A 25,391-nucleotide genomic window follows, 5' to 3' on the forward strand; every position below is an offset into this window, starting at 1 on the left:
GGGCCGGCGAGCGGCTCGGGCCGGCGCCCCTGCAGCCCGGGCGGGAGTTCCCCGCCCTCAGGCCCGCAGCCGCAGGCCGGAGGGGGTGGCCCGGAAGCCTGCCTCCTGGAGCACCTGGGCCAGCTCCGAGGTCAGTGCCTGCTCGCCGTCCGCGCGTTGGACCGACAGCTGGCCGAGCCAGCCCTCGCGGACCGCTGCCGACAGGGCCTGGGCCGCCTCCGACAACGCCTCGCGCTCCTCGGTGAAACTCAGCAGTGATCGTCCTCCTCTTTCCACGTACAGGGCCGGGACCCCGTCGACCAGCACCGCCAGCGCGCCCGCCTTGCGGGCCGGGCGGTGCTTCGTGTCTCCCGTGGCCGCCGGCCAGGGGAGGGCTGCGCCGTACGGCTGGGCCGGGTCCGCCGCGGCCAGGACCACCGGGCGGCCCGGTGCCGGGCGTCCCGGACCCGACAGCGCCCGCAGGCGGTCCACCGCGCCCTTCGCCGCGAACTGGGCCGCGCCGAGGCCCTCCACCACGTACCCGCGGATCACCTGGCCCGTGTCCTCCATGCCGCGGAGGACCTTGTAGATCCCGGAGAAGCCGCCCGTCACGCGCTCGGTGTCCAGCGCGCCGCGGGTCAGCACCCCGTGGCGTTCCAGGAACGCCTCCGTCCTCGCGTGGGCTCGGCGGGTTGCGTCGGTCTCCCGGGGCGGGGTCAGCGCCCAGCGGCCCGCGACCGTCGGCGGCCCGGACCGCGACGGCATCTGCGGCCTCCCCGCCCGCAGCCGGGCGTAGCGGCCACGGGGGGCCTGGCGCCGGGGCTTGTGCGCTCCGTGCCCGGCGACCTGGGCCCGGAGCGGGCCCAACGTGTCGCCGGTGACCAGGCCCGCCCAGACCAGGTCCCACAGCGCGGCCACCACCTCCGCGTCGTTCGGGCCTTGTCCACCAGCACCGTCGCGCGGTCCACCAGCTGGCGGAAGAACAGCGCGCCACCCTCCAAAGTGGACACGATCGCGTCGTGCAGCGGGCCGGTCGGGATGTCCTCGACGACCTCCGGCAGCAACAGGTCCGCGACGTCGGTCGGGGCCAGCGCGATCCAGCCGTCGCCGCCCGACAGCGCGCCGCAGCCCGCCCAGGTGACTTCGCCCGCCGTGGTCAGCTCGTCCAGCAGGGCGGGGGAGTAGCCCGGCAGCCGCCCGGGCAGGATCAGCGACTCCACTGCGCTCGCCGGCAACGGCGCCCCGGCCAGCTGCTCGACCACCGACAGCACGTCGTCCGCCGTCGGGGCGGCCCGGACGCGGCCGCCGAAACCGTGCCACGCCGGCAGGAACCGGCCCAGCGCCGCCGGCTCGACCGGCTCGACTTCGGCTCGCAGCTTCGCCAGCGACGCCCGCCGCAGCCGGCGCAGCACCGCCGCGTCGCAGTACTCGACGCCGACGCCGTGCGTCTCCGGATGCCCGACCGGGCTCAGCTCGCCGCGCACCAGGCGGCCTTCCCCGGTCATCCGGTCGAGCACCCCGGTGACGACCGCGGTGCCCAGCCCGAACCGCGCGGCCGCGTCCGCCGCCGCGAACGGACCCCGGCCGCGGGCGTAGCGCGACAGCAGGTCGCCGAGCGGATCCGCCACCGGTTCGGTGAACGCCTCCGGCACGCCCACCGGCAGCGCGGTGCCCAGTGCGTCCCGCACCCGGCCGGCGTCCTCGATGGCCAGGAACCGTTCCTCGCCGCCGATCCGCACCCGGATCGCCCGCCGGGCCGCTTCCAGCTCGGTGAGCCACTCCGCCCGGATCCCGCGCTCCGCGGCCTCCTCGACGGTCAGGTCCCCGAGGAACCGCAGCAGGTCGGCCGCGTCCTCGGCCGACCGCGCGTGCCTGTCCGGGTCGAGCCGCTGCAGCGACCGCTCCACCTCGGCGATGGCTTCGGGATCCAGCAGCTCCCGGATCGCCTCGGTGCCCAGCAGCTCGGCCAGCAGCCCGGAATCCAGCGACAGCGCCGCCGCCCGCCGCTCGGCCAGCGGTGCGTCGGTCTCGTACAGGAACATCCCGATGTAGCCGAAGAGCAGGCTGCGCGCGAACGGCGACGCGGCCGGCGTTTCGACCTCGACCAGCCGGACCTTGCGGGCCCGGACGTCGGCCATCAGTTCGCGCAGGCCGCCGACGTCGTAGACGTCCTGCAGGACCTCCCGCATCGCCTCCAGCACGACCGGGAACCGCTCATACTTCGCCGCCACCGACAGCAGCTGCGACGCGCGTTGCCGTTGCTGCCACAGCGGAGTCCGGCGCCGCGGGTCCCGGCGGGGCAGCAGCAGCGACCGGGCCGCGCACTCCCGGAACCGGGCCGCGAACACGGCCGAACCGCCGACCTCGGCGACGATCAGCTGCTCGACCTCCTCGGGGTCCAGCAGCACGTCGTCCGCGCCGATGGTGACCTCGCCGCCCTCGGAGTCCAGTGCGTCCGGCAGGCGCAGGACGATGCCGTCGTCGGAGTGGGCCACCTGCGCGTCCACCCCGCGGTTTTCCCGCAGCCGCGCGGCGATCGCGAGCGCCCACGGCGCGTTCACCTGCGCGCCGAACGGCGAGTGCACGACGATCCGCCAGTCGCCGAGCTCGTCGCGGTAGCGCTCCAGCAGGATCGTCCGGTCGTTCGGGACGTGCCGGGTGGCGGCCTTCTGCTCGGCCAGGTAGGCGAGCAGGTTGTCGCACGCCCGCTCGTCCAGTCCCGCCGCCTCGGCGCGTTCGCGGGCCTTCACTTCGTCCGAAGTGGACAGTTCGCGGACGAATTTCCCCAGCGCCCGACCCAGTTCCAGCGGACGGCCCGGAGCGTCGCCCTTCCAGAACGGCATCCGCGCCGGCTCACCCGGCGCCGGCACCACGATCACGCGGTCGTGCGTGATGTCGGTGATCCGCCACGACGACGTGCCCAGCAGGATCGTGTCGCCGACGCGCGACTCGTACACCATCTCCTCGTCGAACTCGCCGACGCGCGAACCGGGCTTGTCGTCCGCACCCGGCGTCATGACGGTGAACAGGCCGCGGTCCGGGATGGTGCCGCCCGAAGTGACGGCCAGCCGCTGCGCGCCAGGCCGCCCGCGCAGCTCGCCGGCGATCCGGTCCCAGGTGATCCGCGCCCGCAGCTCGCCGAACTCCTCGCTCGGGTAGCGGCCGGCCAGCATGTCGAGCACCGCGTGCAGAGCGTCGTCCGGCAACGCGGCGAACGGGGCCGCTCGCCGGACCAGCGACGCCAGGTCCGGCACGGTCCACGGCTCCAGCGCCACCATGGCGACGACGTGCTGGGCCAGGACGTCCAGCGGGTTGCGCGGGTAGCGGACCGCCTCGATCGCGCCGCTCGCCATCCGCTCCGCGACGACCGCGCAGGAGACGAGGTCCCCGCGGAACTTCGGGAACATCACCCCGGACGACACCGCGCCGACCTGGTGCCCGGCCCGGCCGACGCGCTGCAGCCCGGACGCCACCGTCGGCGGCGCCTCGATCTGCACGACCAGGTCGACCGCGCCCATGTCGATGCCCAGCTCCAGCGACGACGTGGCCACCACGCACGGCAGCTGCCCGGACTTGAGCGACTCTTCGACGTGCGTGCGCTGCTCCCGCGACATCGACCCGTGGTGGGCCCTGGCGATCACGGGTGCGGCGCCGGTGCTCACGCCGGACTGCCCGACGGCCTCCGCCGGGAACGCGTCGGCCGGGGTGAGCTCGGTCTGCTCGGCGGCCAGCTCGTTCAGCCGGGCGGTGAGCCGCTCGGTGAGCCGGCGCGAGTTGGCGAAGACGATGGTCGAGCGGTGCGCGCGGATCAGGCTCAGCACCCGCTCCTCGACCGCCGGCCAGATCGACGGCCGCTGCACGGGGTTGCCGGCCATCTCCTCCAGCGTGCCCAGGCCGCCCGGCGCGATGTCCCCCGGCGGGAAGGCCTCGGTCAGCGACTCCAGCGACTCCAGCGAACCCAGGGACTCCAGCGCGTCGAGCGGGCTCGGCGCCGGCCCGCGGCGCGGCTCGTCGAGGTTGCTCATGTCCTCGACCGGGACCTCGACGCGGACCTCGATGGTCTTCGCCAGCTTCGGCTGGACCACGCGCACCGGACGGCCGCCGGCCAGGAACGCGCTCACCTCGTCGATCGGGCGGACCGTCGCCGACAGGCCGATCCGCTGCGCGGGCTTCGGGAGCAGCGCGTCCAGCCGCTCCAGCGAGAGCGCGAGGTGGGCGCCGCGCTTGCCGCCGGCGACCGCGTGCACCTCGTCGACGATCACGGTCTCCACGCCGCGCAGCGACTCCCGCGCCGACGACGTGAGGATGAGGAACAGCGACTCCGGCGTGGTCACCAGCACGTCCGGCGGGGTCTTGGCGAAGGTGCGCCGCTCGGCCGCGGTGGTGTCGCCGGTGCGCATGCCCACTTCGATGCCGGGCACCGGCAGCCCGAGGCGGCGGCTGGCCTGAGAGATACCGGCGAGCGGGGCTCGCAGGTTCCGCTGGACGTCGACCGCCAGCGCCTTCAGCGGGGAGACGTAGAGGATCCGGCAGCGTTTCGTCGCTTCCGCCGGCGGCGGCTCCACGGAGAGCCGGTCCAGCGCCCAGAGGAACGCGGACAGCGTCTTGCCGGACCCGGTCGGGGCGACGACGAGGGCGTGTTCACCCGCGTGCGCGGCCCGCCAGGCCCCCTCCTGCGCCGCGGTGGGCGCGGCGAAGGCCCCCGCGAACCAGTCCCGGGTCGCGGGTGAGAAGAGGTCGAGCACGTCGGTTGCCACGTCATCCATGATGCGCGGCACCACCGACAGTTTCGGACGGTCCGGCCAGGATCACGCTCTGGGCGAACTGCGGGAACGTCACATCGACCCGCGGCTCGTCGGTGATCAGCCGGTACTCGCGGTCGAGCGGCGTCCAATAGGAAAAAGGGGCCTGGTCCAGCTTGGTGTGGTCGGCCAGCACGTACGCCTCGGCGCCCGCGTGGAGCATCGCGTGCTTGACCACCGACTGCTCCAGTGACGGGCAGCACAGCCCTCGGTCGGCGACCACGCCGTCCGCTCCCAGAAACACCCGGTCGGGTGAGATGTGCCGCAGCTGCGCGAGCACGCTCTCGCCGAGGACCGCTTCGTCGGTGTGCTGCACCCGGCCGCCGAGGACGATGAGGTCGATCCCGGCGAAGCCCGCGAGCTCGCGGATCGCGGCGACGCCGTTGGTCACCACGGTCAGCCCCTCGCGGTGGGCGAGGTGCCGGGCGAGCCTGCCGGTGGTCGTGCCGGCGTCGAGCAGCACCACCTCGCCGTCCTTGACCAGCGCGGCGGCCGCCCGGGCGATGGCCTCCTTGGCCGCCGCGTTCTCCCGGTCCTTCTCGCGGGGGCTGCGTTCGGTGTCGAGCGCGCCGCCGTAGGTGCGGACGACGTGGCCCGCCCCGGCGAGCGAGGCGAGGTCGCGGCGGATCGTCGACTCGGAGACGCCGAACTCCTCGGCCAGCTCCGCGATGCCGCCGGCGCCCTCGCGGACGGCTTCCAGCAGCATCGCGCGCCGGTCACGGGTGCCTGGTCGCGGCTGGGACATGCGCCGACCCTTCCACAGTCGCGGGTTTCAACCCGAAGAACGCCAGCCCGGCGGCCACGGCGAGGAACGCGGCCAGTACGACGAACCCGGTGGTCGCGGTGCCGGTGACGTCGGTGAGCCAGCCGACGAGGTACGGGCCGGCGAACCCGCCGAGGTTGCCCAGCGCGTTGATCAGGCCCATCGCCACGGCGACGACCTCGATGCCGAGGACCCGGCTGGGGATGGCCCAGAACGGCCCGTACGGCATGTAGACGCCGGTCGCCACGACGCAGAGCAGCAGCAGCTGCACGGCCGCCGGCCAGTGCCCGAGGTTGCCCAGCAGCAGCCCGGCGATCGCGACGAGCAGCGGCACGGTGACCGCGAGCCGCCGGTTGCCGGTGCGGTCGGACCAGTGCGCGCACGCGACCATCCCGGCCAGCGCCAGCACGTACGGCACGGCCGACAGGAAGCCGACGGCGGTGGCCGAGCCGCCGGTCATCGTCTTCACCACCGACGGCAGCCACAGCGAGAAGCCGTAGAAGCCGGTGATCCAGAAGAAGTAGACACCGACCAGCAGCAGCACCTGGCGGTTCGCCAGCGCTTGCCGGTAGCCCTGCTTCGCGAACGCCGGTTTGGCGTCCTCTTCGGCCTTCAAGGTGGTTTCGAGGTACTCGCGTTCCGCCGCGGAAATCCACCGGGCCCGGGCCGGCCGGTCGGCCACCGCGAACCACCAGACGACCGCCCACACCAGTGGCGGCAGCCCCTGCAGGACGAACACCCAGCGCCAGGACATGTGGTCGAGCATGAACCCGGACAGCGGCGACATGAGGATCGCCGAGATCGGCAGGCACGTCATCCACAGCGCGTTCGCCCGCGCCCGCTCGGCCTGCGGGAACCAGGACGCCAGCAGGATCAGCACGGCCGGCCACACCCCGCCCTCGAACAACCCGAGCAGGAGCCGGGCCAGGTACAGCTGCGTTTCGTTCCGCACCAGCCCGCACAACACCGCCGCGACCGCCCAGGCGACCATCAGGATCAGCACCGTCTTGCGGGCGCTCCACTTGGCGGCCAGCACCGCCGCCGGGATCTGCAGCACGAGGTAGCCGACGAAGAAGATGCCGCTCGCGAGCCCCTTGGCACTGGCGGACAACGGGAAGTCGTCGCCGATGTAGGGCAGGATCACCGCGACGTTCGTGCGGTCGAGGTAGGCCAGCATGTACATGACCACCGCGACCGGGATGACGTACGCCCAGCGCTTGCGGGGGATCACCGGAGGCTCGGCGGGTAGATGACGGGCAGCTTCCGCGCGTATGGCGCCAGGGTGGCCGCCGCCTTGAACGCCGCCCGCATGGTGCCGTGCGACGCCCGGCCGGTGCCGGCGATGTCGAACGCCGTGCCGTGGTCGACCGAGGTGCGCAGGATCGGCAGGCCGACCGTCACCGACACGGTGCCGTCGAAGTCGTACGTCTTCGCCGCGATGTGCCCCTGGTCGTGGTAGAGCGAGAGCACGCCGTCGAACCGGCCCTGGATCCCTTGGTGGAACACGGAATCCGCGGGGATCGGGCCGACCACGTCGAGCCCGGCGACCCGCGCGGCGGCGACCGCCGGGGCGATCGCGATGATCTCCTCGTCGCCGAACTTGCCGTTCTCCCCGCCGTGCGGGTTCAACGCCGCCACCGCCAGCCTCGGTTTCTCCGTGCCGAAGACCTCCAGCGCCGTGTACGCCTCACGGATCGCGTGCTCGATGTTCTCCCGGGTGATCCGGCCGATCGCTTCGCGCAGGGAAAGGTGCCGCGTGGCGAAGAAGATCTTCAGCCCGGAGACCCAGAACATCGTGTTGAACCGGGTCGAACCGGTCAGCTCGCCGAGCATCTCGGTGTGCCCGAGGTGCCGCGAACCCGCCGCCCAGATGGCCTCCTTGTTGATCGGCGCGGTCACGACCGCGTCGACCTCGCCCTTCAGCGCGAGCCCGGTCGCGACCTCGATGGCCCCGACCGCCGCCGCGCCCGCCGTGGCGTTCACCTCGCCCCACGGCAGGTCTTCGGTGACGACGCCGAGGTTGAGCACGTCGATCACGCCGGTGGTGAAGCGCGCGTCGGCGACCGTGGCGATCGGGTTGATCTCCAGGTGCAGGCCCAGGTGCCGGACCAGGCGCTCCAGCACGATCGCGTCACCCACCGCCACGCCGTGTGCCAGCTGGAGGGCCTCGGGCTCGGCGAGGGTCTTCAGCGCGATTTCCGGGCCGATGCCGACGGGGTCGCCGAGGGTGACGGCGAGAACGGGGAGGTCGCTCACGGGTTTTTCCTTCCGGTGGCCAGGACGGGGTCGCGGAGTTCCAGGGGTGTTCGCCTGCCCGGAACACGGTGCTCGACCGCCGGAAGTTCGCCTTCGGCAGCAGTGTGTGGCGGCGAGCCGTGCCGGGTACCCGTGATCACCTTCGATCTCCGATCCTGCGCATTCCGGTCAACTCCGATGACCGAACCGTGCAACTATCGTGCACCTTGATCGACGTCCACGTCAAGGAGCAGTGACTTTCCCGGGTCCGCACGCACGGTGACCGCGCGCATGGCAGCATCACGCGGGCGCCGTCGTGGCGTGTTTTCGCGAAGGGGAGTGCTGTGCGGATCCTGTCGGTGGACCTCGGGACGTCCAACACCGTCGCCGTGCTTTCGGCGCACGGCATGCCGCCCCGGGTCGTCGAAGTGGACGGCTCGGCCAACATGCCGTCGGCGGTGTTCGCCACCGAAGAGGGCACGATCATGGTCGGCCGCGACGCCGAGCGGCGCGCCCGGCTCGACCCGACGCGCTTCGAACCGAACCCCAAGCGCCGCATCGACGAGCAGACCCTGCTGCTCGGCACCGACGTCGTCCCGGTGACCGACGCGCTGGCCGCCATCCTGCGCCGGGTGCTCGAAGAGACCTCCCGCCAGCTCGGCGGCGAGCAGCCCGACGAGGTCCGGCTGACCCACCCCGCGCAGTGGGGGCAGACGCGCCGGAACGTGCTGATGTCCGCCGCCCGGCTCGCCGGGATGGGCCCGAACATCCTGCTGGTGCCCGAGCCGGTCGCCGCCGCGGCGCACTTCGCGTCCTTCCCCGGCAAGTCGCTCGCGCCCGGCCAGGCGCTCGCCGTCTACGACCTCGGCGCTGGCACCTTCGACGTCGCGGTCGTCGGCGCCACCCAGAACGGGTTCACCGTGCTCGCCGAGGACGGCCTGCCCGACCTCGGCGGCCTCGACGTCGACCAGGCGCTGATGGTGCACGTCGGGCGCGAGGTCTCGCACTCCGACCCGCAGCGCTGGCAGCGGCTGCTGCGCCCGGAGTCGACCGGCGACCGGCGCACCCGGCGCGCGCTGCAGGAGGACGTCAAGGCGGCCAAGGAGGCGCTGTCGCGGCACCCGCAGACCGAGGTGCCGATGCCCGAGCCGTTCAAGGACGTCCTCGTCACCCGCGGCGAGCTGGAAGGCCTGGTCCGGCCGGCGATGCTGCGCAGCGTCGAGCTGCTTTCGCGGACACTGCGGTCGTCCGGGCTGACCCCGGACCGACTGGCCGGCATCTACCTCGTCGGCGGGTCGAGCCGGCTGCCGCTGGTCGGCACGATGATCGCGGAGAAGCTCGGCGTCGTGCCGGGCAGCCTCGACCAGCCCGAGACCGCCGTCGCGCTCGGCGCGCAGCACGTGGCCCGGGACGGGTTGTCGGTGCGCACCCAGAACGTGGAAGGGGCGGTGGCCGCGGGTGCACCGCCGCACCGCCTGCAGTACGCGCCGCCGCCTCCGCCGCCGCAGTACCCGGGGTACGCGCCCTCGAACTTCCCGCCGAGCGGCCCGCAGCCGGTGCCGTCGAACTTCCCGGCGTACTCGCCCGCGCCGGAGAAGGCCGCGCCCCGCGGGAAGAAGAAGCTGCTGATCGGGATCGCGGCCGCGGTCGTCGTGGCGCTCGCGGTGGGGCTGACGCTGTTCCTCACGTCGTCGTCCTCGGTGGCGACCTACACCGCGGACCAGTGCCGGACGCCGGGACAGGCCGACGACAAGGGCTTCACGGGGTGCCTGCGCCAGCTCGCCGGCAAGATCGCCGACACCGGCGACTGCAAGCCGGGCATGGGCAACGGCCCGGCAGCGCCGGCGCAGAGCCTCGGGGCCGCTTCGACCTGCTCGGCGCCGGGCCGGGCGGGCACGCAGGTGACCTACGTCCACGGCGACAGCGCCGACACGCTCAAGCAGTACACCGACGGCCTGCTCACCTCGGCGGGCGGCGACCGCACCGAGGCCGACTGGGGCGGCAACGGGCTCAAGGGCCACTACTCGTCGGCCGCCGGGAAGACGTCGGCGGTGCTCGTGTTCACCGTGTCGGACCGGCCGCTGGCCGGGTTCATCTACCAGCTGAACACGAGCGACCAGGCGGCGGCGACCACGCCCGGCACGCTGGCCGACTACTTCGAGGCCAGCGTCCAGCCGGGTCAGTAGGCGGCCGGTGCGCGCCCGCCGGTTAAAGTGGGTCCGATGCGGATCACGGTTTTCCGGCGGCTGATGGCCGAGGAGTTCGGCCCAGGGCGGGCCCAGGTGCTGGCCAGGGACCACGTCCTGAGCGGGCTCGGCGGGCGCACCGTCGACCAGGCGCTGACCGCCGGGATCCCGGCGAAGGAGATCTGGCGTGAGGTCTGCGACGCCTTCGACGTCCCGGCGGAACGGCGCTGACCTGGGGTTGTCCCGGGAGTGGCGACCCGGGCGGGCGAAAATCCTAGCGCAAGGGTGTGTCGCTGCCGACCTCGAACAGGTGTTCGTCTAAGGTGTTGTCCACATCGGGTCCAGCGATCCACAGATTGGGCGCCGCGCCTGGAATTGTCGGTCCCCGCCGCTAGCGTCGGACCGGACAGCTGAAGAACCGACACAGAGCCCCCGGAAAGCCGGGGCTTCGACCAGCGAGGTGGACTTCCATGCCTGCAGCACCCGACAAGGACAAGGCGCTCGAGCTCGCGCTCGCGCAGATCGACAAGCAGTACGGCAAGGGCTCGGTGATGCGCCTGGGCGAGGACACCCGGCCGCCCATCGCCGTGATCCCCACCGGCTCGATCGCCCTCGACGTCGCCCTCGGCATCGGCGGGCTGCCCCGCGGCCGCGTCGTCGAGATCTACGGCCCGGAATCCTCCGGTAAGACGACGGTCGCCCTGCACGCGGTGGCGAACGCGCAGCGCGCCGGCGGCATCGCGGCGTTCATCGACGCGGAGCACGCGCTCGACCCGGAGTACGCGAAGAACCTCGGCGTCGACACCGACGCGCTGCTCGTCTCCCAGCCGGACACCGGTGAGCAGGCCCTCGAGATCGCGGACATGCTGATCCGCTCCGGCGCGCTCGACATCCTCGTCATCGACTCCGTGGCCGCGCTCGTGCCGCGCGCCGAAATCGAGGGCGAGATGGGTGACTCGCACGTCGGTCTCCAGGCGCGGCTGATGAGCCAGGCGCTGCGGAAGATCACCGGTGCGCTGTCCAACTCCGGCACCACCGCGATCTTCATCAACCAGCTCCGCGAGAAGGTCGGCGTCATGTTCGGCTCCCCGGAGACCACCACCGGTGGTAAGGCGCTGAAGTTCTACGCGTCGGTCCGCCTGGACGTGCGCCGCATCGAGACGATGAAGGACGGCGGCGAGGCGGTCGGCAACCGGACCCGCGTCAAGATCGTCAAGAACAAGGTGGCCCCGCCCTTCAAGCAGGCCGAGTTCGACATCCTGTACGGCCAGGGCATCTCCCGCGAGGGCTCGCTCATCGACATGGGCGTCGACCAGGCCATCCTGCGCAAGTCCGGTGCCTGGTACACCTACGAGGGCGACCAGCTCGGCCAGGGCAAGGAGAACGCGCGCCGGTTCCTGCGCGACAACCCGGACATCGCCAACGAGATCGAGAAGCGGATCAAGGAGAAGCTCGGCATCGGGCCGCAGCTCGACGCGGAAGCCGTCGAGGCGGTTCCGGCGCCGGTCGACTTCTGATCGCCCGGTGCGGGAAGCCCGCCGCGGTCGTGGTCCGCGGTGGGCGTGAAGACGAGGAGTGACTCAGGTGGCCAGGGCGCCCAAGGTGTCGCCGGCCGAGCTTCCTCCTGAGGAGCGGTACAAGAAGGCCAAGGAGATCTGCTTCGATCTCCTGGCCGCTCGGCCGCGGACCCAGGAGGAGCTGCGGCAGGCGTTGCACCGCAAGGGGTTCGACGAACAGACCTGCGAAACCCTGCTCGGCAAGCTCGACCGGGCGGGGCTGGTCAACGACGCGGAGTTCGCGGAGCTGTGGGTGAAATCCCGGCACGCGAACCAGGGCCTGTCCCGCACCGCGCTGGTGGCCGAGCTGCGGCGCAAAGGTGTCGATGGCGAGGTCGCGGCGCAGGCGGCCGGTGAGGTCGACCGCGAGTCCGAGGAGCAGATGGCCAGGGAACTGGTCCGCAAGCGCCTCGGCTCGCTCGGCAACGTCGACGAGCAGACCGCCCTGCGGCGGCTGCTCGGCTTCCTCGCACGGAAGGGCTACCCGCAGGGGCTCGCCTACACCGTGATCAGGGAGGAGCTCCGCGCGTACGGCGCGGAGTCCACCCTGCTCGACGACGCCGTCATCGACTGACTGGTGTCTGGCGCCGGCTGAGGGGGCCGGAGCCTGCTGCCGACCTGGTACCGCCGGAGGCTGGCCGGGCCAGCGGGTGAGCGGAGGCTTTCCGACCTGGTGCCGGGGTGGCTGTGCGCATCGGTGGGTCAGGGGCGGGCCTCGCCCATCTGGCTCCGGGCGCGGAGTTCCGGGCCGGCAGCCGGGGTGCTCTGACCGGTGGCCGGGATGCTCGGGCCGGCTTGGCCGGGGCGGTGGGCAATCGGCATGCGGCGGTCCGGAGGGAGCCGAGGCTGCGGGCCGAGGCCTTACCGACCTGGTGTCGGGGTGGCTGTGCGCATCGGTGGGTCAGGAGCGGGCCTCGCCCATCTGGCTCCGGGCGCGGAGTTCCGGACCGGCAGCCGGGGTGCTCTGACCGGTGGCCGGGATGCTCGGGCCGGCCTGGCCGGGTCGCCGCGCGATCGGCACTCGGCGGTCCGAGCGGTGCTTGCGGACCGCCAGCAGCAACACCGCCAGCAAGCCCATGGCGACGCACGTCACCACGGCCGTCAGGACCAGGAACTCGTTCAGCTGCCCGGCCGCCAGGTACGCGCCCAGGGCCACCGCCACCAGGGCGCACACCGCCCTGTCCACAATGGACTCCATGGACAGGAGCGTCGCCCGGTAGCGGGAGTCCGGGATCGAGTCGTTCAGCAGCTGCTTCTGGACCGGGAACGCGATGCCCGTCGCCACCGCGAACACGCACAGCAGCACCACCGCCGGGAAGGAGCCCACGAACACGATCACCCCGAGGCACAGGGCCATCACGATCGTCAGGGTGAACACCGAACCCACCGGGCCGATCGCGCGGCGGAGCCGGTGGGGGCGGGCCGCGCCGAGGGCCTCGAAGACCGTCATCGCGGCCAGGACCGCGCCGTACCAGTTCACCGACAGCGACTTCGACGCCAGGATCGGCTGGAACAGGTTCACCTGGCAGATCCGCACCAGCGTGAACATCGCGACGCCCTGCACCATCAGCAGCATCAGCCAACGGGACGACCGCAGCGCCGACAGCGCGCCGCCGACGCCCGCGAGGAGCGAGGCCGTCTTGCCGGTCACGCGGCGGCCGCCGGGGATCGGCGGGAGCTTGGCCGCGAAGACCAGCGCGATGGCCGCGTTGATCGCCGTCAGCCAGTACGGAGAGGGGAGGCTCCAGGACATCAGCAAGCCGATCACCGGCCAGAACAGGATCTTGCCGACCAGGCTGTACGCGCGGCCGACCCCCTCCACACGGAGGTAGTGTTCCCCCGCGCCGGAGGCGTGCAGGTACTCGTACAGGTACGCGCTCTGTGCGCCGGACACCAGCGAGCGGGCCAGGGCGATCAGGACGAAGTGCACCAGGAACCCGGTGTAGGAGCCCAGGAACACCGGCACCAGGTTCGCCGCCACCAGCACGCCGGCGCCCGCCGTCAGCGAGGTGCGGTAGTCGAAGCGGTCGGCGATCATCCCGGTCGGGATCTCGAGCAGGCAGAACACGATGTAGTAGATGCTCTGGATGCCGAAGATCTCGCCGTCGGAGAGCCCGATGAGCTTCTGGTACGAGTAGAAGATCGGCACCCACAGCAGCAGGCCGAAGAAGAACTGGAAGCCGTAGGTCAGCCGGACGGCGCGCTGAACGGCGGGTGGCGCGGGCAGGCGAAGGCCCAGCATGGTCGTTTCTCCCGGGAAGGTCAGGCCGAATAGGGGCGCAGCTGCACGAGGTGGAGGTGCTCGCCGTCGGCGAGCCACTCGACGTCCACCGGTGCGTCGAACGTGTAGTCGGGCGAGAAGTGGCCCTGCAGCAGGCGACCGGCGATCGCCAGCCGCTGCAGCTGGTCGTGGGCCCGCGCGTCGAGGTCCGTGGGTGCGTCGCCCAGTGACAGCGTGCGGCCGCCGCCCTCGACCGTCGAATACAGGTACTGCATCGGCAAGGTCGTGCCGTCGACGACGTCCGTCACGCGCGGCGACACGTTGACGTACACCGTGCGGAAGTCCACGCGGTTCATCGGGTTCGTCGTCACCAGCACCCCGCCGAAGTCCGCCGCGACCTGCTCCTGGATCACCACGCCCATGTAGCACTCGTCGAGGGAGATCCCGGCCTGCTGCCGCAGCCGGACGCTGCGCACGGACACCAGCGACGCCCAGACCTCCTTGACACTGGCGAAGATCCGCTCGGCCGTCGTGACGTGGTTGTGCGACTCGTAGATCCCGGCGGCCGAGAACCCGGCGAGGTCCTCGGCGTTCGACGAGCTGCGCACCACGAACGCCCGCACCCCGGCCAGCTGCGACACCAGCGCCGAGTCGATCTCGCCGGCGAGCGCGCCCGGCAGGCGCGCCGACCGGATCAGGCCCTGCAGCTCGACGCACAGCGGCTCGATCTCGCGCGCGTCCAGCTCCAGCGCCATCTTCAGCTTGCCGATGGCCTGCTGGATCCGCGGCGACGACTCCAGGAACCGCCGTTGCAGCGAGAACGGCAGCGCGATGCCGCGCGGGACGCGGACGTGCTCGTCGAGCAGGCGACGGGCCGCCGCACCGAGGTCGGCGTCGGGCGGGACGTCCAGCAACCGGGCCAGGTACGGCAGCAGGCTGTCCCGCGGCGGCCGCGGCACCTGGTAGAAGCCCAGCAGCCGCTGCGACCCGTGCGCCAGCACGTGGTGCAGTTCGCCGAGGTTGGCCGCCTTGGTGCCGTAGCGGTGGCGGTCGGCCGCGCGCAGCCGGGCGAGGTTCACGATCGGGCTGTGGTCGGCCTCCGGCTGCTCCAGGGTGACGCGCTGGGCGTACCACGACGGCGGCGCCGCGTCGGCCGGCTCGTCGACCTCGCGCAGGGACAGCGCCTGGGCGTCCACTGTGTACTCGACCCACTTGCCGTCGAGCCCGCGGCGCTCGATCTCGGCCGGCGCACCGAGCTGGACGGCGTTGGGGATCTGCCAGCCGGTGGCGAGGACGTTGGTGTGCGACAACGGTGTCGTGTGCCGGGCGTTGATGATCCCGGCCAGCCGCGGGATGTCGTCGGGCACCCGGTCCATCACGATGATGTCGGACCAGTCCAGCTTCGCGGCGCGGTACTCGGCCTCGGTGCGGAACAGGCGCAGCCGTCCGACGGCCGTGCCCGGGTTCAGCGGCACGAACGGCGCCGTGGAGAACAGCTCGTGCGCGAAGACGCGCGGCAGCTCGCTCGCCGGGATCTCCCGGACGATCCGCTCCTGCAGCTGGTTGGCCGGCTTGAACAGCAGCGGCAGGGACGGGTCCACGTACTGGGTGACGAAGGCGTGGAACTCCCGGATCAGCTCGGCCGGCATGGTGTCGACCTCGACCGTCTCCAGTGAAAGCATCTGCGGGTGCAGAGCGAGAATGCCGAGCAGGAACCGGCGGCCGGGCGCGTGGTAGAACGCGTCGTTGTACGAGTCGATCTCGGCGCGCACGCGTTCTTCCGCGACGCCGAGGATCTCTTCGCCGATATAGATCGCGTGAAAGGAATGCCGCGCGTTGTTCAGGAAGTGGATCTTCGCCTGCTCGCGGTCGACCACGACCTTGACGAAGGAATAGCCGCCGAGAGTGCCGCCGAGCTGCTGGAGTGCGGACACCGAAAGGCGTTCGCCGACGAGAGCGGCGACGGTCTCGGGGGCAGGACTGGGCGCGACCACGCTGGTCAATGACACGGATTCTCCTCGCTGGAAATAGCGAGGGGAAACGATAACAGGCCGGTAAATCACCCACCTGCTCGGTGAATGCGCCATTCAGCGGGATGGATGACCGGCGCCACACCCGCTCGGAGCACCGTTCCAGCGCGCTGGAACGGTGCTCCCGCGATGCGGACGCTCATTCCGCCGTTCGGGTGCGGCGACGACGCGGGGTGATCTCCGCTACAGCGCGGCCGCTTCCGCGGCGAGCTTCTCGATCGTGGCGGGGTCGAGAGAGGCCGTCAGCCACGAACCGCCGATGCAGCCGACGTTCGGCAGCGCCAGGTAGGACGGCGCCGACGCCACCGTGATCCCGCCGGTGGGGCAGAAGTGCAGCGACGGCAACGGACCCGCGATCGCCTTCAGGTACGCGACGCCGCCGGACGCCTCCGCCGGGAAGAACTTCAACGCCGTCAGCCCGCGCTCGGCCAGCCGCATCGCCTCCGACACCGTGCTCGCGCCGGGCAGGAACGGCAGCCCGGACTCGAAGCACGCGTCGACGACCGAGTCCGTGCACCCGGGCGTCACGAGGAACTTCGCGCCCGCGTCGGCCGCCTGCTTCGCGTGTTCGGGCGCGGTGACGGTGCCGGCGCCGATGACGATCTCCGGCACCTCCGCGGCGACGCGCTCGATCGCGGACAACGCGGCCGGGGTGCGCAGGGTCAGCTCGATGACCCCGATCCCGCCGGCGAGCAGGGCCCGGGCCGTGGGCACCGCGTCGGCGGCGTCTTCGATCACCACCACGGGCATCACGGGGGACAGCTCGAGCAGGTCCTGACCGGTGGTCACTGACCGACCTCCTGTGTTGTGAAAGCGGGCGTTCCGAAGTGCTCCGGGGTCAAGCCGCCGAACACCGAAGCGCCCTGGTCAGCGGGGCCGACCGCCCGGCGCAACGCGGCGAACAGCTCTCGGCCGGTGCCGGTCCAGGATGCTTCGGACGGCGGCGAGTCCACAAGCTCGCGGCGGGCGAGTTCTTCGTCACCGACGAGCACGTCGAGCGAGCCCGAAGTGGCGTCGAGGCGGATGACGTCGCCGTCGGCGATGCGGGCGATCGGGCCGCCCGCGGCCGCTTCCGGCGTCACCTGGATGGCCGCCGGGATCTTGCCCGACGCGCCCGACATCCGGCCGTCGGTGAGCAACGCCACCGCGTACCCGCGGTCCATCAGCACACCCAGCGCCGGCGTCAGGCCGTGCAGCTCCGGCATGCCGTTGGCCCGCGGGCCCTGCTGCCGGAGCACCACGACGACATCCCGGTTCAGCTCGCCCGCGTCGAACGCGGCCTTGAAGCCCTCCTGCGTGGTGAACACCCGGGCCGGCGCCTGGACGACGCGGTGCTCGGGCGCCACCGCGGACACCTTGACCACCCCGCGGCCGAGGTTGCCCTCGACCATCCGCAGCCCGCCGTCCGCGGCGAACGGCCGCCAGACCGGGCGCAGCACCTCTTCGTCGAGGCTGCGCGTGGGCACGTCCCGCCAGACCAGCTCGCCGTCGGACAGGATCGGCTCGGCGCGGTAGCGGTGCAGCCCGAACCCGGCCACCGTGTGCACGTCCTCGTGCAGCAGCCCGGCGTCGAGCAGCGTGCCGACCAGGAACTGGATGCCGCCGGCGGCGTGGAAGTGGTTGATGTCGGCGCTGCCGTTCGGGTAGACCCGGGCCAGCAGCGGCACGACGGCCGACAGGTCCGAAAAGTCGTCCCAGGTCAGCTGGATGCCCGCGGCCGCGGCGATGGCGACCAGGTGCATCGTGTGGTTGGTCGACCCGCCGGTGGCGAGCAGCGCGATGACGCCGTTGACGAACGCCTTCTCGTCGAGGATCCGCGAGACCGGCGTGTACTCCTCGCCGCGCGAGATCGCCACGACCCGCCGCCCGGCCTCCTCGGTCAGCGCCTGACGCAAGGACGAGCCCGGCTGGACGAAGCTGGCGCCCGGCAGGTGCAGGCCCATCACCTCGACGACCATCTGGTTGGAGTTGGCCGTGCCGTAGAAGGTGCACGTGCCGGCCGAGTGGTACGACGCGGCTTCGGCGTCGAGGAGGTCTTCGCGGGTCGCGAGTCCTTCGGCGTACAGCTGCCGGACGCGCGCCTTCTCCTTGTTCGGCAGCCCGGAGTTCATCGGGCCCGCCGGAACGAGCAGGGCAGGCAGGTGACCGAAGGACAGCGCCCCGATCAGCAGGCCGGGCACGATCTTGTCGCAGACGCCCAGCAGCAGGCATGCGTCGAACATGTCGTGGGAGAGCGCGATCGCCGTGGACATCGCGATGACCTCGCGGCTGAACAGCGACAGCTCCATGCCCGCGCGGCCCTGCGTGATCCCGTCGCACATCGCGGGCACGCCGCCGGCGAACTGGGCGACCCCGCCCGCCGAGCGCACCGACTTCTTCAGCCACGCCGGGTACTCCTGCATCGGCTGGTGCGCCGAGAGCAGGTCGTTGTAGGAGGACACGATCGCGACGCCGGGGGCGCGCGCGGCCCGCAGCGCCTCCTTGTCGACGCCGTCCATCGCGGCGAAACCGTGGGCGAGGTTGCTGCACGCGAGGCCGCGGCGAACGGGGCCGTCGGCGTACGCGGCGGCCGTGCGATCGAGGTAGGCGGTGCGGGTCGCGGCACTGCGCGCGGCGATCCGCGCGGTGACTTCGGCGACGGTGTCGTTCACGGGACGCAGCGGGGTGGTGGGGGTGGGGCTCATGTCCGGCTCCGGATCACTGGTGTGGGGTGGTCCGCGGGACGGCAGCGCTGACGCCTCTGGGTCGTGACTCTGGCCACATTACCTCGCCGAAACGCCGAATCAAAATCGATTCAGAAGATCGATTTGCGTGACCCCGATCACCTTCGGAACCGTTAGTGTGCTAGTTGTCACACTGCACGACGCGAGGCAGAGCCTTAGCCGGTTCCCTGCCAGCCCCACCACCACGGGAGGCATGATGTCCACCTCCGAGATCGCCGAGCTGCGGCGAACCATCGGCCAGCTCCGGCAGTGCGTCGGCGCACTGCGCTCTCGCTACGGCGACGCGTCGGCGGTGCGCCGGCTCGCCAACGACGTCGAGCGCCTCGACATCGACATCGCGGACCTCGACGGCGTGCCCCTCGCGGTACCCGCGCAGGCGAAGGCCGCGGAACGCGTCCCCGTCCCCGACACCCCTTACGACCCGGCGCTGTGGCACGGCGCCGATGACGAAGGCGTCGGCGGCTACAAGCGCGACCAGCGGTGAGCGCACCGGCTGACAACGGCGTCGGCACCGGCGTCCGGGCTCTCAAGCGGGCCCGGATCGCCGAGCGCACCCTCCGCACGGACCGGTGGTGGCTGCAGCCGCTGCTGACCGTGCTCGGACTGTCGGCGTTCATCATCTACGCGACGGTCCGGTCGTTCGTGCGCACCGCGTACTGGGTGCCCGAGTACCACTACCTGACCCCGTTCTACTCGCCCTGCCTGTCCACCTCCTGCGTCGAAGGTTCGAGCCACTTCGGCCACTGGTTCGGCGACCTGCCCGGCTGGATCCCGCTCGGGTTCGTCGTGCTGCCGTTCCTGCTCGGCTTCCGGCTGACCTGCTACTACTACCGCAAGGCGTACTACCGGTCGGTGTGGTTCTCCCCGCCTGCCTGCGCCGTCGCGGAGCCGCACGCCAAGTACACCGGCGAGACGCGGCTGCCGCTGATCATCCAGAACGTCCACCGCTACTTCTTCTACGTCGCGCTGCTCGTCTCGCTGGTCAACACCTACGACGCGATCACGGCGTTCCACGGGAAGACCGGCGGCTTCGGCTTCGGGCTGGGCAACGTCATCCTGCTCGCCAACGTGGTCCTGCTCTGGGCGTACACGCTGTCCTGCCACTCCTGCCGGCACGTGACCGGCGGCCGGCTGAAGCACTTTTCCAAGCACCCGGTGCGCTACTGGATCTGGACGCAGGTCACCAAGCTCAACACCCGCCACATGACGCTGGCCTGGACGACGCTCGGCACGCTGGTGCTGACCGACCTCTACGTCATGCTCGTGGCCAGCAACGCGATCTCGGACCTGAGATTCGTCAACTAACGCACTCCTCTCCCAGCAACGAAGTCCCCCAGTTCCGAGGTGGAATCCCTACATGACCGAGGTCGAACGGCACAGCTACGACGTGGTGGTGATCGGTGCCGGTGGCGCCGGTCTGCGCGCCGTGATCGAAGCCCGTGAACGCGGCTTCCGCGTCGCCGTCGTGTGCAAGTCCCTGTTCGGCAAGGCGCACACGGTGATGGCCGAGGGCGGGTGCGCGGCCTCGATGGGCAACGCGAACTCGAACGACAACTGGCAGGTCCACTTCCGCGACACCATGCGCGGCGGCAAGTTCCTCAACAACTGGCGGATGGCCGAGCTGCACGCCAAGGAGGCGCCGGACCGCGTCTGGGAGCTCGAGACCTACGGCGCGCTCTTCGACCGCACCGCCGACGGCCGGATCAGCCAGCGCAACTTCGGCGGGCACACGTACCCGCGGCTCGCGCACGTCGGCGACCGCACCGGGCTCGAGCTGATCCGCACGATGCAGCAGAAGATCGTTTCGCTGCAGCAGGAGGACTTCGCCGAGACCGGGGACTACGAGGCGAAGATCAAGGTCTTCGCCGAGTGCACGGTCACCGAGCTGCTCACCACCGACGGCCGGATCGCCGGCGCGTTCGGCTACTGGCGCGAGAGCGGGCGGTTCATCCTCTTCGAGGCGCCCGCGGTCGTGCTCGCCACCGGCGGCATCGGCAAGTCGTTCAAGGTGACGTCGAACTCGTGGGAGTACACCGGCGACGGCCACGCGCTGGCCCTGCGGGCGGGCGCGAAGCTGATCAACATGGAGTTCGTCCAGTTCCACCCGACCGGGATGGTCTGGCCGCCGAGCGTCAAGGGCATCCTCGTCACCGAGGGCGTGCGCGGTGACGGCGGGGTGCTCAAGAACTCCGACGACAAGCGGTTCATGTTCGAGTACGTGCCCGAGGTGTTCAAGGGCCAGTACGCGGAAAGCGAAGAGGAAGCCGACCGCTGGTACACCGACGCGGACAACAACCGGCGCACGCCGGACCTGCTGCCCCGCGACGAAGTGGCCCGCGCGATCAACTCCGAGGTCAAGGAGGGCCGTGGCTCCCCGCACGGCGGCGTCTTCCTCGACATCGCCAGCCGGCTGCCGGCCGAGGAGATCCGCAAGCGGCTGCCGTCGATGTACCACCAGTTCAAGGAACTGGCGGACGTCGACATCACCGCGGAGCCGATGGAGGTCGGCCCGACCTGCCACTACGTGATGGGCGGCATCGAGGTCGACCCGGACACGGCGGCGGCGAGCGTGCCCGGCCTGTTCGCGGCCGGCGAGTGCTCGGGCGGCATGCACGGCTCCAACCGGCTCGGCGGCAACTCGCTGTCCGACCTGCTGGTGTTCGGCCGGCGCGCGGGTCTCGGCGCGGCCGAGTACGTGTCCGGTCTCGAGGGCAGGCCCGCGCTCAGCGAGTCCGATGTGGACGCCGCGGCGAAGATGGCGCTCGCGCCGTTCGACCCGCCCGCCGGTGCCTCGGCCGAGAACCCCTACACGCTGCACACCGAGCTGCAGCAGTCGATGAACGACCTGGTCGGCATCATCCGCAAGGCCGGCGAGATCGAGCAGGCGCTGGTGAAGCTGGCCGAGCTGCGGGAGCGCATCCTGCACGTGACCGTGGAGGGCCACCGGCAGTTCAACCCCGGCTGGCACCTGGCGATCGACCTGCGCAACATGCTGATGGTCAGCGAGTGCGTCGCCAAGGCGGCGCTGACGCGGACCGAAAGCCGCGGCGGGCACACCCGCGACGACTTCCCGGGCATGGAACCGGACTGGCGCAACAAGCTCCTCGTCTGTTCGGCGGCTCCGGGCGACAACCCGGTGGTGCCGGACATCGCCGTCGAGGTGAAGGAGCAGGTGCCGCTGCGGCAGGACCTGCTGGAGCTGTTCGAGTTCGGTGAACTCGGGAAGTACTACACCGATGCGGAGCTCGAAACGCACCCCGGGAGCAAAGCATGAGCGAGCTTGCGAGCGAATCATTCAACACAGCGCTTCCGGCTCAGGCGGCACCGAGCGCCAGCGAGGTGTGCGCATGAGCTACAAGGCGAGTTTCCGGGTCTGGCGCGGCGACGCCGACGGCGGCGGGCTGCAGGACTTCACGGTGGAGGTGAACGAGGGCGAGGTCGTCCTCGACATCATCCACCGGCTGCAGGCCACGCAGGCCGCGGACCTCGCCGTCCGCTGGAACTGCAAGGCCGGCAAGTGCGGCTCGTGCTCGGCGGAGATCAACGGCCGTCCGCGCCTGCTGTGCATGACGCGGATGTCGACGTTCACCGAGGACGAGATGATCACGGTGACGCCGATGCGGACGTTCCCGGTGATCCGCGACCTCGTCACCGACGTGTCGTTCAACTACACGAAGGCGCGCGAGATCCCGTCGTTCACCCCGCCGGCGGACCTGAAGCCGGGCGAGTACCGGATGCAGCAGGTCGACGTCGAGCGGTCGCAGGAGTTCCGCAAGTGCATCGAGTGCTTCCTGTGCCAGAACACCTGCCACGTGGTGCGTGACCACGAGGAGAACAAGGAAGCCTTCGCCGGGCCGCGGTACCTGATGCGGATCGCGGAGCTGGAGATGCATCCGCTGGACGTCGCCGACCGCCGGGACGCGGCGCAGGACGAGCACGGGCTCGGGTACTGCAACATCACGAAGTGCTGTTCCGAGGTGTGCCCGGAGGGGATCCACATCACGGACAACGCGCTGATCCCGATGAAGGAGCGCGTCGCGGACCGGAAGTACGACCCGATCGTGTGGCTGGGCAACAAGCTCTTCCGCCGGGACAAGTAGGGCTTTCTCCCTCGACGCTCGCGAACCGTGCCTCGGGCCGGTTCGCGAGCGTCTTTTCGTGGGGTGGCAAGGTGGGGGCATGGAGATCGAGCTGTTGCCGCCGTCGGCTGAGCGGGCCGTGATCGAACGGGTCACGGCGTTGGTCAACCACGTCTACGCCGAGTCCGAGAAGGGGCTCTGGCGGGAGAACACCGACCGGACCTCCGCCGAGGAGGTCGCGGGGTTCGTGGCGGCCGGGGAGATCGCCGCCGCGTTCGCGGACGGGGAGCTTGCCGGGTCGGTGCGGGTGCAGCGGCTCGATGAGGCGACCGGTGAGTTCGGCATGCTCGCCGCCGATCCGGCTCGGCGCGGACTCGGTGTCGGGCGGGAGCTGGTGCGGTTCGCCGAGCAGGCGAGCCGGGCCGCCGGGTGCCGGGAGATGCAGCTCGAACTGCTCGTGCCGCGGGACTGGACGCACCCGTCGAAGCAGTTCCTCGCCGAGTGGTACGGCCGGCTCGGGTACCGCGTGACCCACCGCGCCGGCCTCGCCGAGGACTACCCGCACCTTGCGCCTTCGCTGGCCACGCCGTGCGATTTCCTTGTCTACCGCAAGGATCTTGCGTGACGGTGCTCGCCGGTGCGCTGGTGTTCGACCCCGACACCGGGGAGCGCACCCGTGCGGATGTGCGGCTGGACGGCTCGCGCATCGCCGAGGTGGGTCTGGGGCTCGACGGCCAGCGAGTCGACTGCTCCGGGGGCCTGCTGATCCCCGGGCTCATCGACTGCCACGTGCACGTGGCTTTCCCGCGGCCCGAGCCGTTGCCGCGCAGTGCGCGGATCCTCGAAGCCGTGCCGGTGCTGCGGGGTCTGCTGGCGCGGGGGATCACCACCGTCCGGGACGCCTGGGGTGCCGACGCCGGGCTCAAGCACGCCCTGCGCGAAGGCTGGATCGCCGGGCCCGACCTGCTGGTCAGCCTGCGTCAGCTGGGCCCGACCGGCGGGCTCGGCGACAGCTGGGAACCGCCCGCCGGGGCCGTCGACCGCTTCGGGGACCCCTCGCTGCCCGACCCGCTCTTCGACGGGCCGGACGCGGCGCGCGCGGCCGTCCGGCGGATGGTGCGGGCGGGCGCCGACTGGGTCAAAGTCGGCGCGAGCGGTGCCATGCGAGCGGTCCGCGACGGTACCGACGTCCGGCCGACCGACGATGAACTCGCCGCGCTGGTCGACGAAGCCCGCCGCTGCGGCCGGGACGTGCTGGCCCACGCGCACACGTCCGCCGCCGTCGTCTCGGCCGCCCGAGCCGGGGCGCGCAGCATCGAGCACGGCACCTTCCTCGACGACGACGCCGTGGCCGCACTCGGGAACGCGTGGTACGTGCCGACGCTTTCGCCGATCAGCGACAGCGAGTTCGCCGAGACGCACCGCCGCTCGCTTCGGCTCGCGGTGGAAGCAGGGGTGCACGTTGCCGCCGGTTCGGACCTCGCGCCGCGTCCCCATGTCGACTTGACGACCGAGCTGCGGCTGCTGGCCGCGGTGCTCGGCGAGGCGGCTGCCCTGAAGGCGGCGACCTCCGAGGCCGCGCGCCTGCTCCGCCTCGACGACGACCGCGGCCGCGTCGAACCGGGGCTACGGGCCGACCTGGTGCTGCTGGGCGGCACGGACCTCGACGTGACCGATCTGCCCGGGCGGACCCGCGCTGTCTGGCACGACGGGGAACGCCTCAGCGCAGGGAGCTGAGCAGGGCGTTCCACGCGGGGTGGGGGACCGCCAGGTGCCCGGCGGCGGGCGCCTTCGAGTCGCGGACCGCGGTGATCCGGGTATCGAGGGCGACTTCCACGCAGGTGCTGTGCTCGGTGTCCGCATCGCTGTGACTGCTCTTGAACCACATCAGTTCGCGGCCCGCCATCGGTCACTCCTTCATGCGCTCGAACTCGTCCGCCAGCCGGATGAGCAACTCCCGCGATTGTCCCTCGGACAGCGCCGCTTGTTCCAGCCTTGTCGCCAGGATGTAGAACGCCTCGACCGCGACCCGGTCGTCGATGAACAGGCCCGCCGCGAAGGTTTCCTCGTAGACGACCGGCGGGTGTTCGGGGAATTCCATGATGGTGAAGCGGCTGCCGACCAGGTGGTAGGGGAGTGCGGATTCCGGCAGCACCCGGATGGTGCAGTGCGGCAGGTTGGTCGACAGCACCAGGTACTGCAGCTGCTCGTGCATCAGCGCCGGGTCGCGGACGATGGTCCGGAGGGTGCGTTCGTAGACGAAGTACAGGCAGCGCGGCGGATTCCGGCGCTGCAGGAGCTGCTGCCGGTCGATCCGGGCCTGCACGAGGAGCTTGAGGCGGTCCGCGGTGTAGCGCCCGGTCAGTTCGTGGAGTTCCTTGACGTAGTCCTCGGTCTGCAGCATGCCCGGGATGGCGGTGGGGCTGTGCGAGATGATCCTGTCGGCGAGGTTCTCCTGGATGATGAGGGACTTCATCGGGTCGACGAGCTTGTCGAAGTACGGCCGCACCCAGTAGAGGTCGCTGGGCGGCTTCGCCAGCTCGAGCAGGCGCGCGCGTTCGGCGGCCTTGGTCCCGCAGTGGGCGAGGTAGATGGCGGCGTCGATCGGCGAGATGCGGCGGCCGTTTTCCCAGGCCGACACCTTCGACGCCGACCAGTCCGCGCGGCGGGCCAGCTCACGCAGGGTCATCCGGTTCAGCTCGCGCTGGCCCTTGAGTTCGCAAGCCATTTCCCGGGTGCGCACTGTGCTCTTTTCGGTCATGCCACGGACGGTAGAGGGGGCCTCCGACAAAACGGCACGCGCCGCGCGCGGATTCA

Annotated in this window: 19 protein-coding genes and 1 pseudogene; 10 read left to right on the forward strand and 10 right to left on the reverse strand. The window is 71.4% G+C overall.

What is annotated here, in order from left to right:
• Positions 1-57 precede the first annotated feature (57 nt).
• The 4 genes and pseudogenes from HUT10_RS39550 to pdxA all read right to left on the reverse strand — a co-directional run bounded on the left by HUT10_RS39550 (position 58) and on the right by pdxA (position 7,800).
• Positions 58-4,745: pseudogene (locus HUT10_RS39550) on the reverse strand (DEAD/DEAH box helicase).
• Positions 4,738-5,526 (reverse strand): DeoR/GlpR family DNA-binding transcription regulator, encoded by a 789-nt coding sequence (locus HUT10_RS39555; RefSeq protein WP_176175858.1) that lies wholly within the window; start codon positions 5,524-5,526, stop codon positions 4,738-4,740. The pseudogene HUT10_RS39550 and the gene HUT10_RS39555 overlap by 8 nt, the downstream one beginning before the upstream one ends.
• Positions 5,498-6,775: an MFS transporter gene (locus HUT10_RS39560; RefSeq protein ID WP_176175859.1), complete on the reverse strand. Its 1,278-nt coding sequence runs from the start codon at positions 6,773-6,775 to the stop codon at positions 5,498-5,500. The genes HUT10_RS39555 and HUT10_RS39560 overlap by 29 nt, the downstream gene beginning before the upstream one ends.
• Positions 6,772-7,800 (reverse strand): 4-hydroxythreonine-4-phosphate dehydrogenase PdxA, encoded by a 1,029-nt coding sequence (pdxA, locus tag HUT10_RS39565; protein ID WP_176175860.1) that lies wholly within the window; start codon positions 7,798-7,800, stop codon positions 6,772-6,774. The genes HUT10_RS39560 and pdxA overlap by 4 nt, the downstream gene beginning before the upstream one ends.
• Before the next feature lie 323 nt (positions 7,801-8,123).
• On the opposite strand from pdxA, the gene HUT10_RS39570 reads away from it, so the two are divergent.
• The 4 genes from HUT10_RS39570 (at position 8,124) to HUT10_RS39585 (ending at position 12,095) form a co-directional block, all read left to right on the forward strand.
• Positions 8,124-9,965: an Hsp70 family protein gene (locus tag HUT10_RS39570; RefSeq protein WP_176175861.1), complete on the forward strand. Its 1,842-nt coding sequence runs from the start codon at positions 8,124-8,126 to the stop codon at positions 9,963-9,965.
• 36 nt (positions 9,966-10,001) lie between these two features.
• On the forward strand, positions 10,002-10,196 hold the full coding sequence (locus HUT10_RS39575) for a DUF3046 domain-containing protein (RefSeq protein WP_176175862.1): 195 nt from the start codon (positions 10,002-10,004) through the stop codon (positions 10,194-10,196).
• A 239-nt stretch (positions 10,197-10,435) separates the two neighbouring features.
• Positions 10,436-11,482, forward strand: a complete 1,047-nt coding sequence (recA, locus tag HUT10_RS39580; RefSeq protein ID WP_176175863.1) for a recombinase RecA — start codon at positions 10,436-10,438, stop codon at positions 11,480-11,482.
• 85 nt (positions 11,483-11,567) lie between these two features.
• Complete coding sequence (locus tag HUT10_RS39585; RefSeq protein WP_176178261.1) at positions 11,568-12,095, forward strand: regulatory protein RecX; 528 nt, start codon at positions 11,568-11,570, stop codon at positions 12,093-12,095.
• 327 nt (positions 12,096-12,422) lie between these two features.
• On the opposite strand, the gene HUT10_RS39590 is transcribed toward HUT10_RS39585, so the two are convergent.
• The 4 genes from HUT10_RS39590 to edd form a co-directional block, all read right to left on the reverse strand.
• Positions 12,423-13,763: an MFS transporter gene (locus HUT10_RS39590; protein ID WP_254897227.1), complete on the reverse strand. Its 1,341-nt coding sequence runs from the start codon at positions 13,761-13,763 to the stop codon at positions 12,423-12,425.
• Between the two features lie 20 nt (positions 13,764-13,783).
• Positions 13,784-15,751: a PEP/pyruvate-binding domain-containing protein gene (locus tag HUT10_RS39595; protein ID WP_176175864.1), complete on the reverse strand. Its 1,968-nt coding sequence runs from the start codon at positions 15,749-15,751 to the stop codon at positions 13,784-13,786.
• A gap of 204 nt (positions 15,752-15,955) precedes the next feature.
• Positions 15,956-16,561, reverse strand: a complete 606-nt coding sequence (eda, locus tag HUT10_RS39600) for a bifunctional 4-hydroxy-2-oxoglutarate aldolase/2-dehydro-3-deoxy-phosphogluconate aldolase (RefSeq protein ID WP_176175865.1) — start codon at positions 16,559-16,561, stop codon at positions 15,956-15,958.
• Positions 16,558-18,456: a phosphogluconate dehydratase gene (gene edd / locus HUT10_RS39605; RefSeq protein ID WP_176175866.1), complete on the reverse strand. Its 1,899-nt coding sequence runs from the start codon at positions 18,454-18,456 to the stop codon at positions 16,558-16,560. Before edd ends, eda begins: the two co-directional genes overlap by 4 nt.
• A gap of 235 nt (positions 18,457-18,691) precedes the next feature.
• On the opposite strand from edd, the gene HUT10_RS39610 reads away from it, so the two are divergent.
• The 6 genes from HUT10_RS39610 to HUT10_RS39635 all read left to right on the forward strand — a co-directional run bounded on the left by HUT10_RS39610 (position 18,692) and on the right by HUT10_RS39635 (position 24,311).
• Positions 18,692-18,979 carry a hypothetical protein gene (locus tag HUT10_RS39610; RefSeq protein WP_043783673.1) on the forward strand — a complete coding sequence of 96 codons (288 nt, stop codon included), beginning with the start codon at positions 18,692-18,694 and terminating at the stop codon, positions 18,977-18,979.
• Positions 18,976-19,800 carry a hypothetical protein gene (locus tag HUT10_RS39615; RefSeq protein ID WP_176175867.1) on the forward strand — a complete coding sequence of 275 codons (825 nt, stop codon included), beginning with the start codon at positions 18,976-18,978 and terminating at the stop codon, positions 19,798-19,800. The genes HUT10_RS39610 and HUT10_RS39615 overlap by 4 nt, the downstream gene beginning before the upstream one ends.
• 52 nt (positions 19,801-19,852) lie before the next feature.
• The gene (locus HUT10_RS39620) at positions 19,853-21,769 is read left to right on the forward strand and encodes a fumarate reductase/succinate dehydrogenase flavoprotein subunit (RefSeq protein WP_176175868.1); all 1,917 of its coding nucleotides are present in this window, start codon (positions 19,853-19,855) and stop codon (positions 21,767-21,769) included.
• A 73-nt stretch (positions 21,770-21,842) separates the two neighbouring features.
• A complete protein-coding gene (locus HUT10_RS39625) occupies positions 21,843-22,595 on the forward strand; it encodes a succinate dehydrogenase/fumarate reductase iron-sulfur subunit (protein WP_176175869.1) in 753 nt (250 codons plus the stop codon).
• 79 nt (positions 22,596-22,674) lie between these two features.
• Entirely contained in the window at positions 22,675-23,199 is a 525-nt protein-coding gene (locus HUT10_RS39630) for a GNAT family N-acetyltransferase (protein ID WP_176175870.1), read from the forward strand.
• Positions 23,196-24,311, forward strand: coding sequence for an amidohydrolase family protein (locus HUT10_RS39635; protein ID WP_176175871.1), 1,116 nt, complete (start codon positions 23,196-23,198; stop codon positions 24,309-24,311). Before HUT10_RS39630 ends, HUT10_RS39635 begins: the two co-directional genes overlap by 4 nt.
• On the opposite strand, the gene HUT10_RS39640 is transcribed toward HUT10_RS39635, so the two are convergent.
• A complete protein-coding gene (locus HUT10_RS39640; RefSeq protein WP_176175872.1) occupies positions 24,295-24,480 on the reverse strand; it encodes a DUF397 domain-containing protein in 186 nt (61 codons plus the stop codon). The two genes, HUT10_RS39635 and HUT10_RS39640, sit on opposite strands and share 17 nt — an antisense overlap.
• Positions 24,481-24,483: 3 nt before the next feature.
• Entirely contained in the window at positions 24,484-25,335 is an 852-nt protein-coding gene (locus tag HUT10_RS39645) for a helix-turn-helix transcriptional regulator (RefSeq protein ID WP_176175873.1), read from the reverse strand.
• Between the last annotated feature and the right edge of the window lie 56 nt (positions 25,336-25,391).

Source organism: Amycolatopsis sp. Hca4 (assembly GCF_013364075.1).
GTDB lineage: Bacteria > Actinomycetota > Actinomycetes > Mycobacteriales > Pseudonocardiaceae > Amycolatopsis.

Excerpts from the sequence above, each read along its gene's own strand:
- HUT10_RS39555 (WP_176175858.1), bottom strand. The coding sequence starts at position 5,526 with ATGTCCCAGCCGCGACCAGGCACCCGTGACCGGCGCGCGATGCTGCTG.
- HUT10_RS39575 (WP_176175862.1), top strand. The coding sequence starts at position 10,002 with ATGCGGATCACGGTTTTCCGGCGGCTGATGGCCGAGGAGTTCGGCCCA.
- recA (WP_176175863.1), top strand. The coding sequence starts at position 10,436 with ATGCCTGCAGCACCCGACAAGGACAAGGCGCTCGAGCTCGCGCTCGCG.
- HUT10_RS39590 (WP_254897227.1), bottom strand. The coding sequence starts at position 13,763 with ATGCTGGGCCTTCGCCTGCCCGCGCCACCCGCCGTTCAGCGCGCCGTC.
- edd (WP_176175866.1), bottom strand. The coding sequence starts at position 18,456 with ATGAGCCCCACCCCCACCACCCCGCTGCGTCCCGTGAACGACACCGTC.
- HUT10_RS39610 (WP_043783673.1), top strand. The coding sequence starts at position 18,692 with ATGTCCACCTCCGAGATCGCCGAGCTGCGGCGAACCATCGGCCAGCTC.
- HUT10_RS39620 (WP_176175868.1), top strand. The coding sequence starts at position 19,853 with ATGACCGAGGTCGAACGGCACAGCTACGACGTGGTGGTGATCGGTGCC.
- HUT10_RS39625 (WP_176175869.1), top strand. The coding sequence starts at position 21,843 with ATGAGCTACAAGGCGAGTTTCCGGGTCTGGCGCGGCGACGCCGACGGC.
- HUT10_RS39630 (WP_176175870.1), top strand. The coding sequence starts at position 22,675 with ATGGAGATCGAGCTGTTGCCGCCGTCGGCTGAGCGGGCCGTGATCGAA.
- HUT10_RS39640 (WP_176175872.1), bottom strand. The coding sequence starts at position 24,480 with ATGGCGGGCCGCGAACTGATGTGGTTCAAGAGCAGTCACAGCGATGCG.
- HUT10_RS39645 (WP_176175873.1), bottom strand. The coding sequence starts at position 25,335 with ATGACCGAAAAGAGCACAGTGCGCACCCGGGAAATGGCTTGCGAACTC.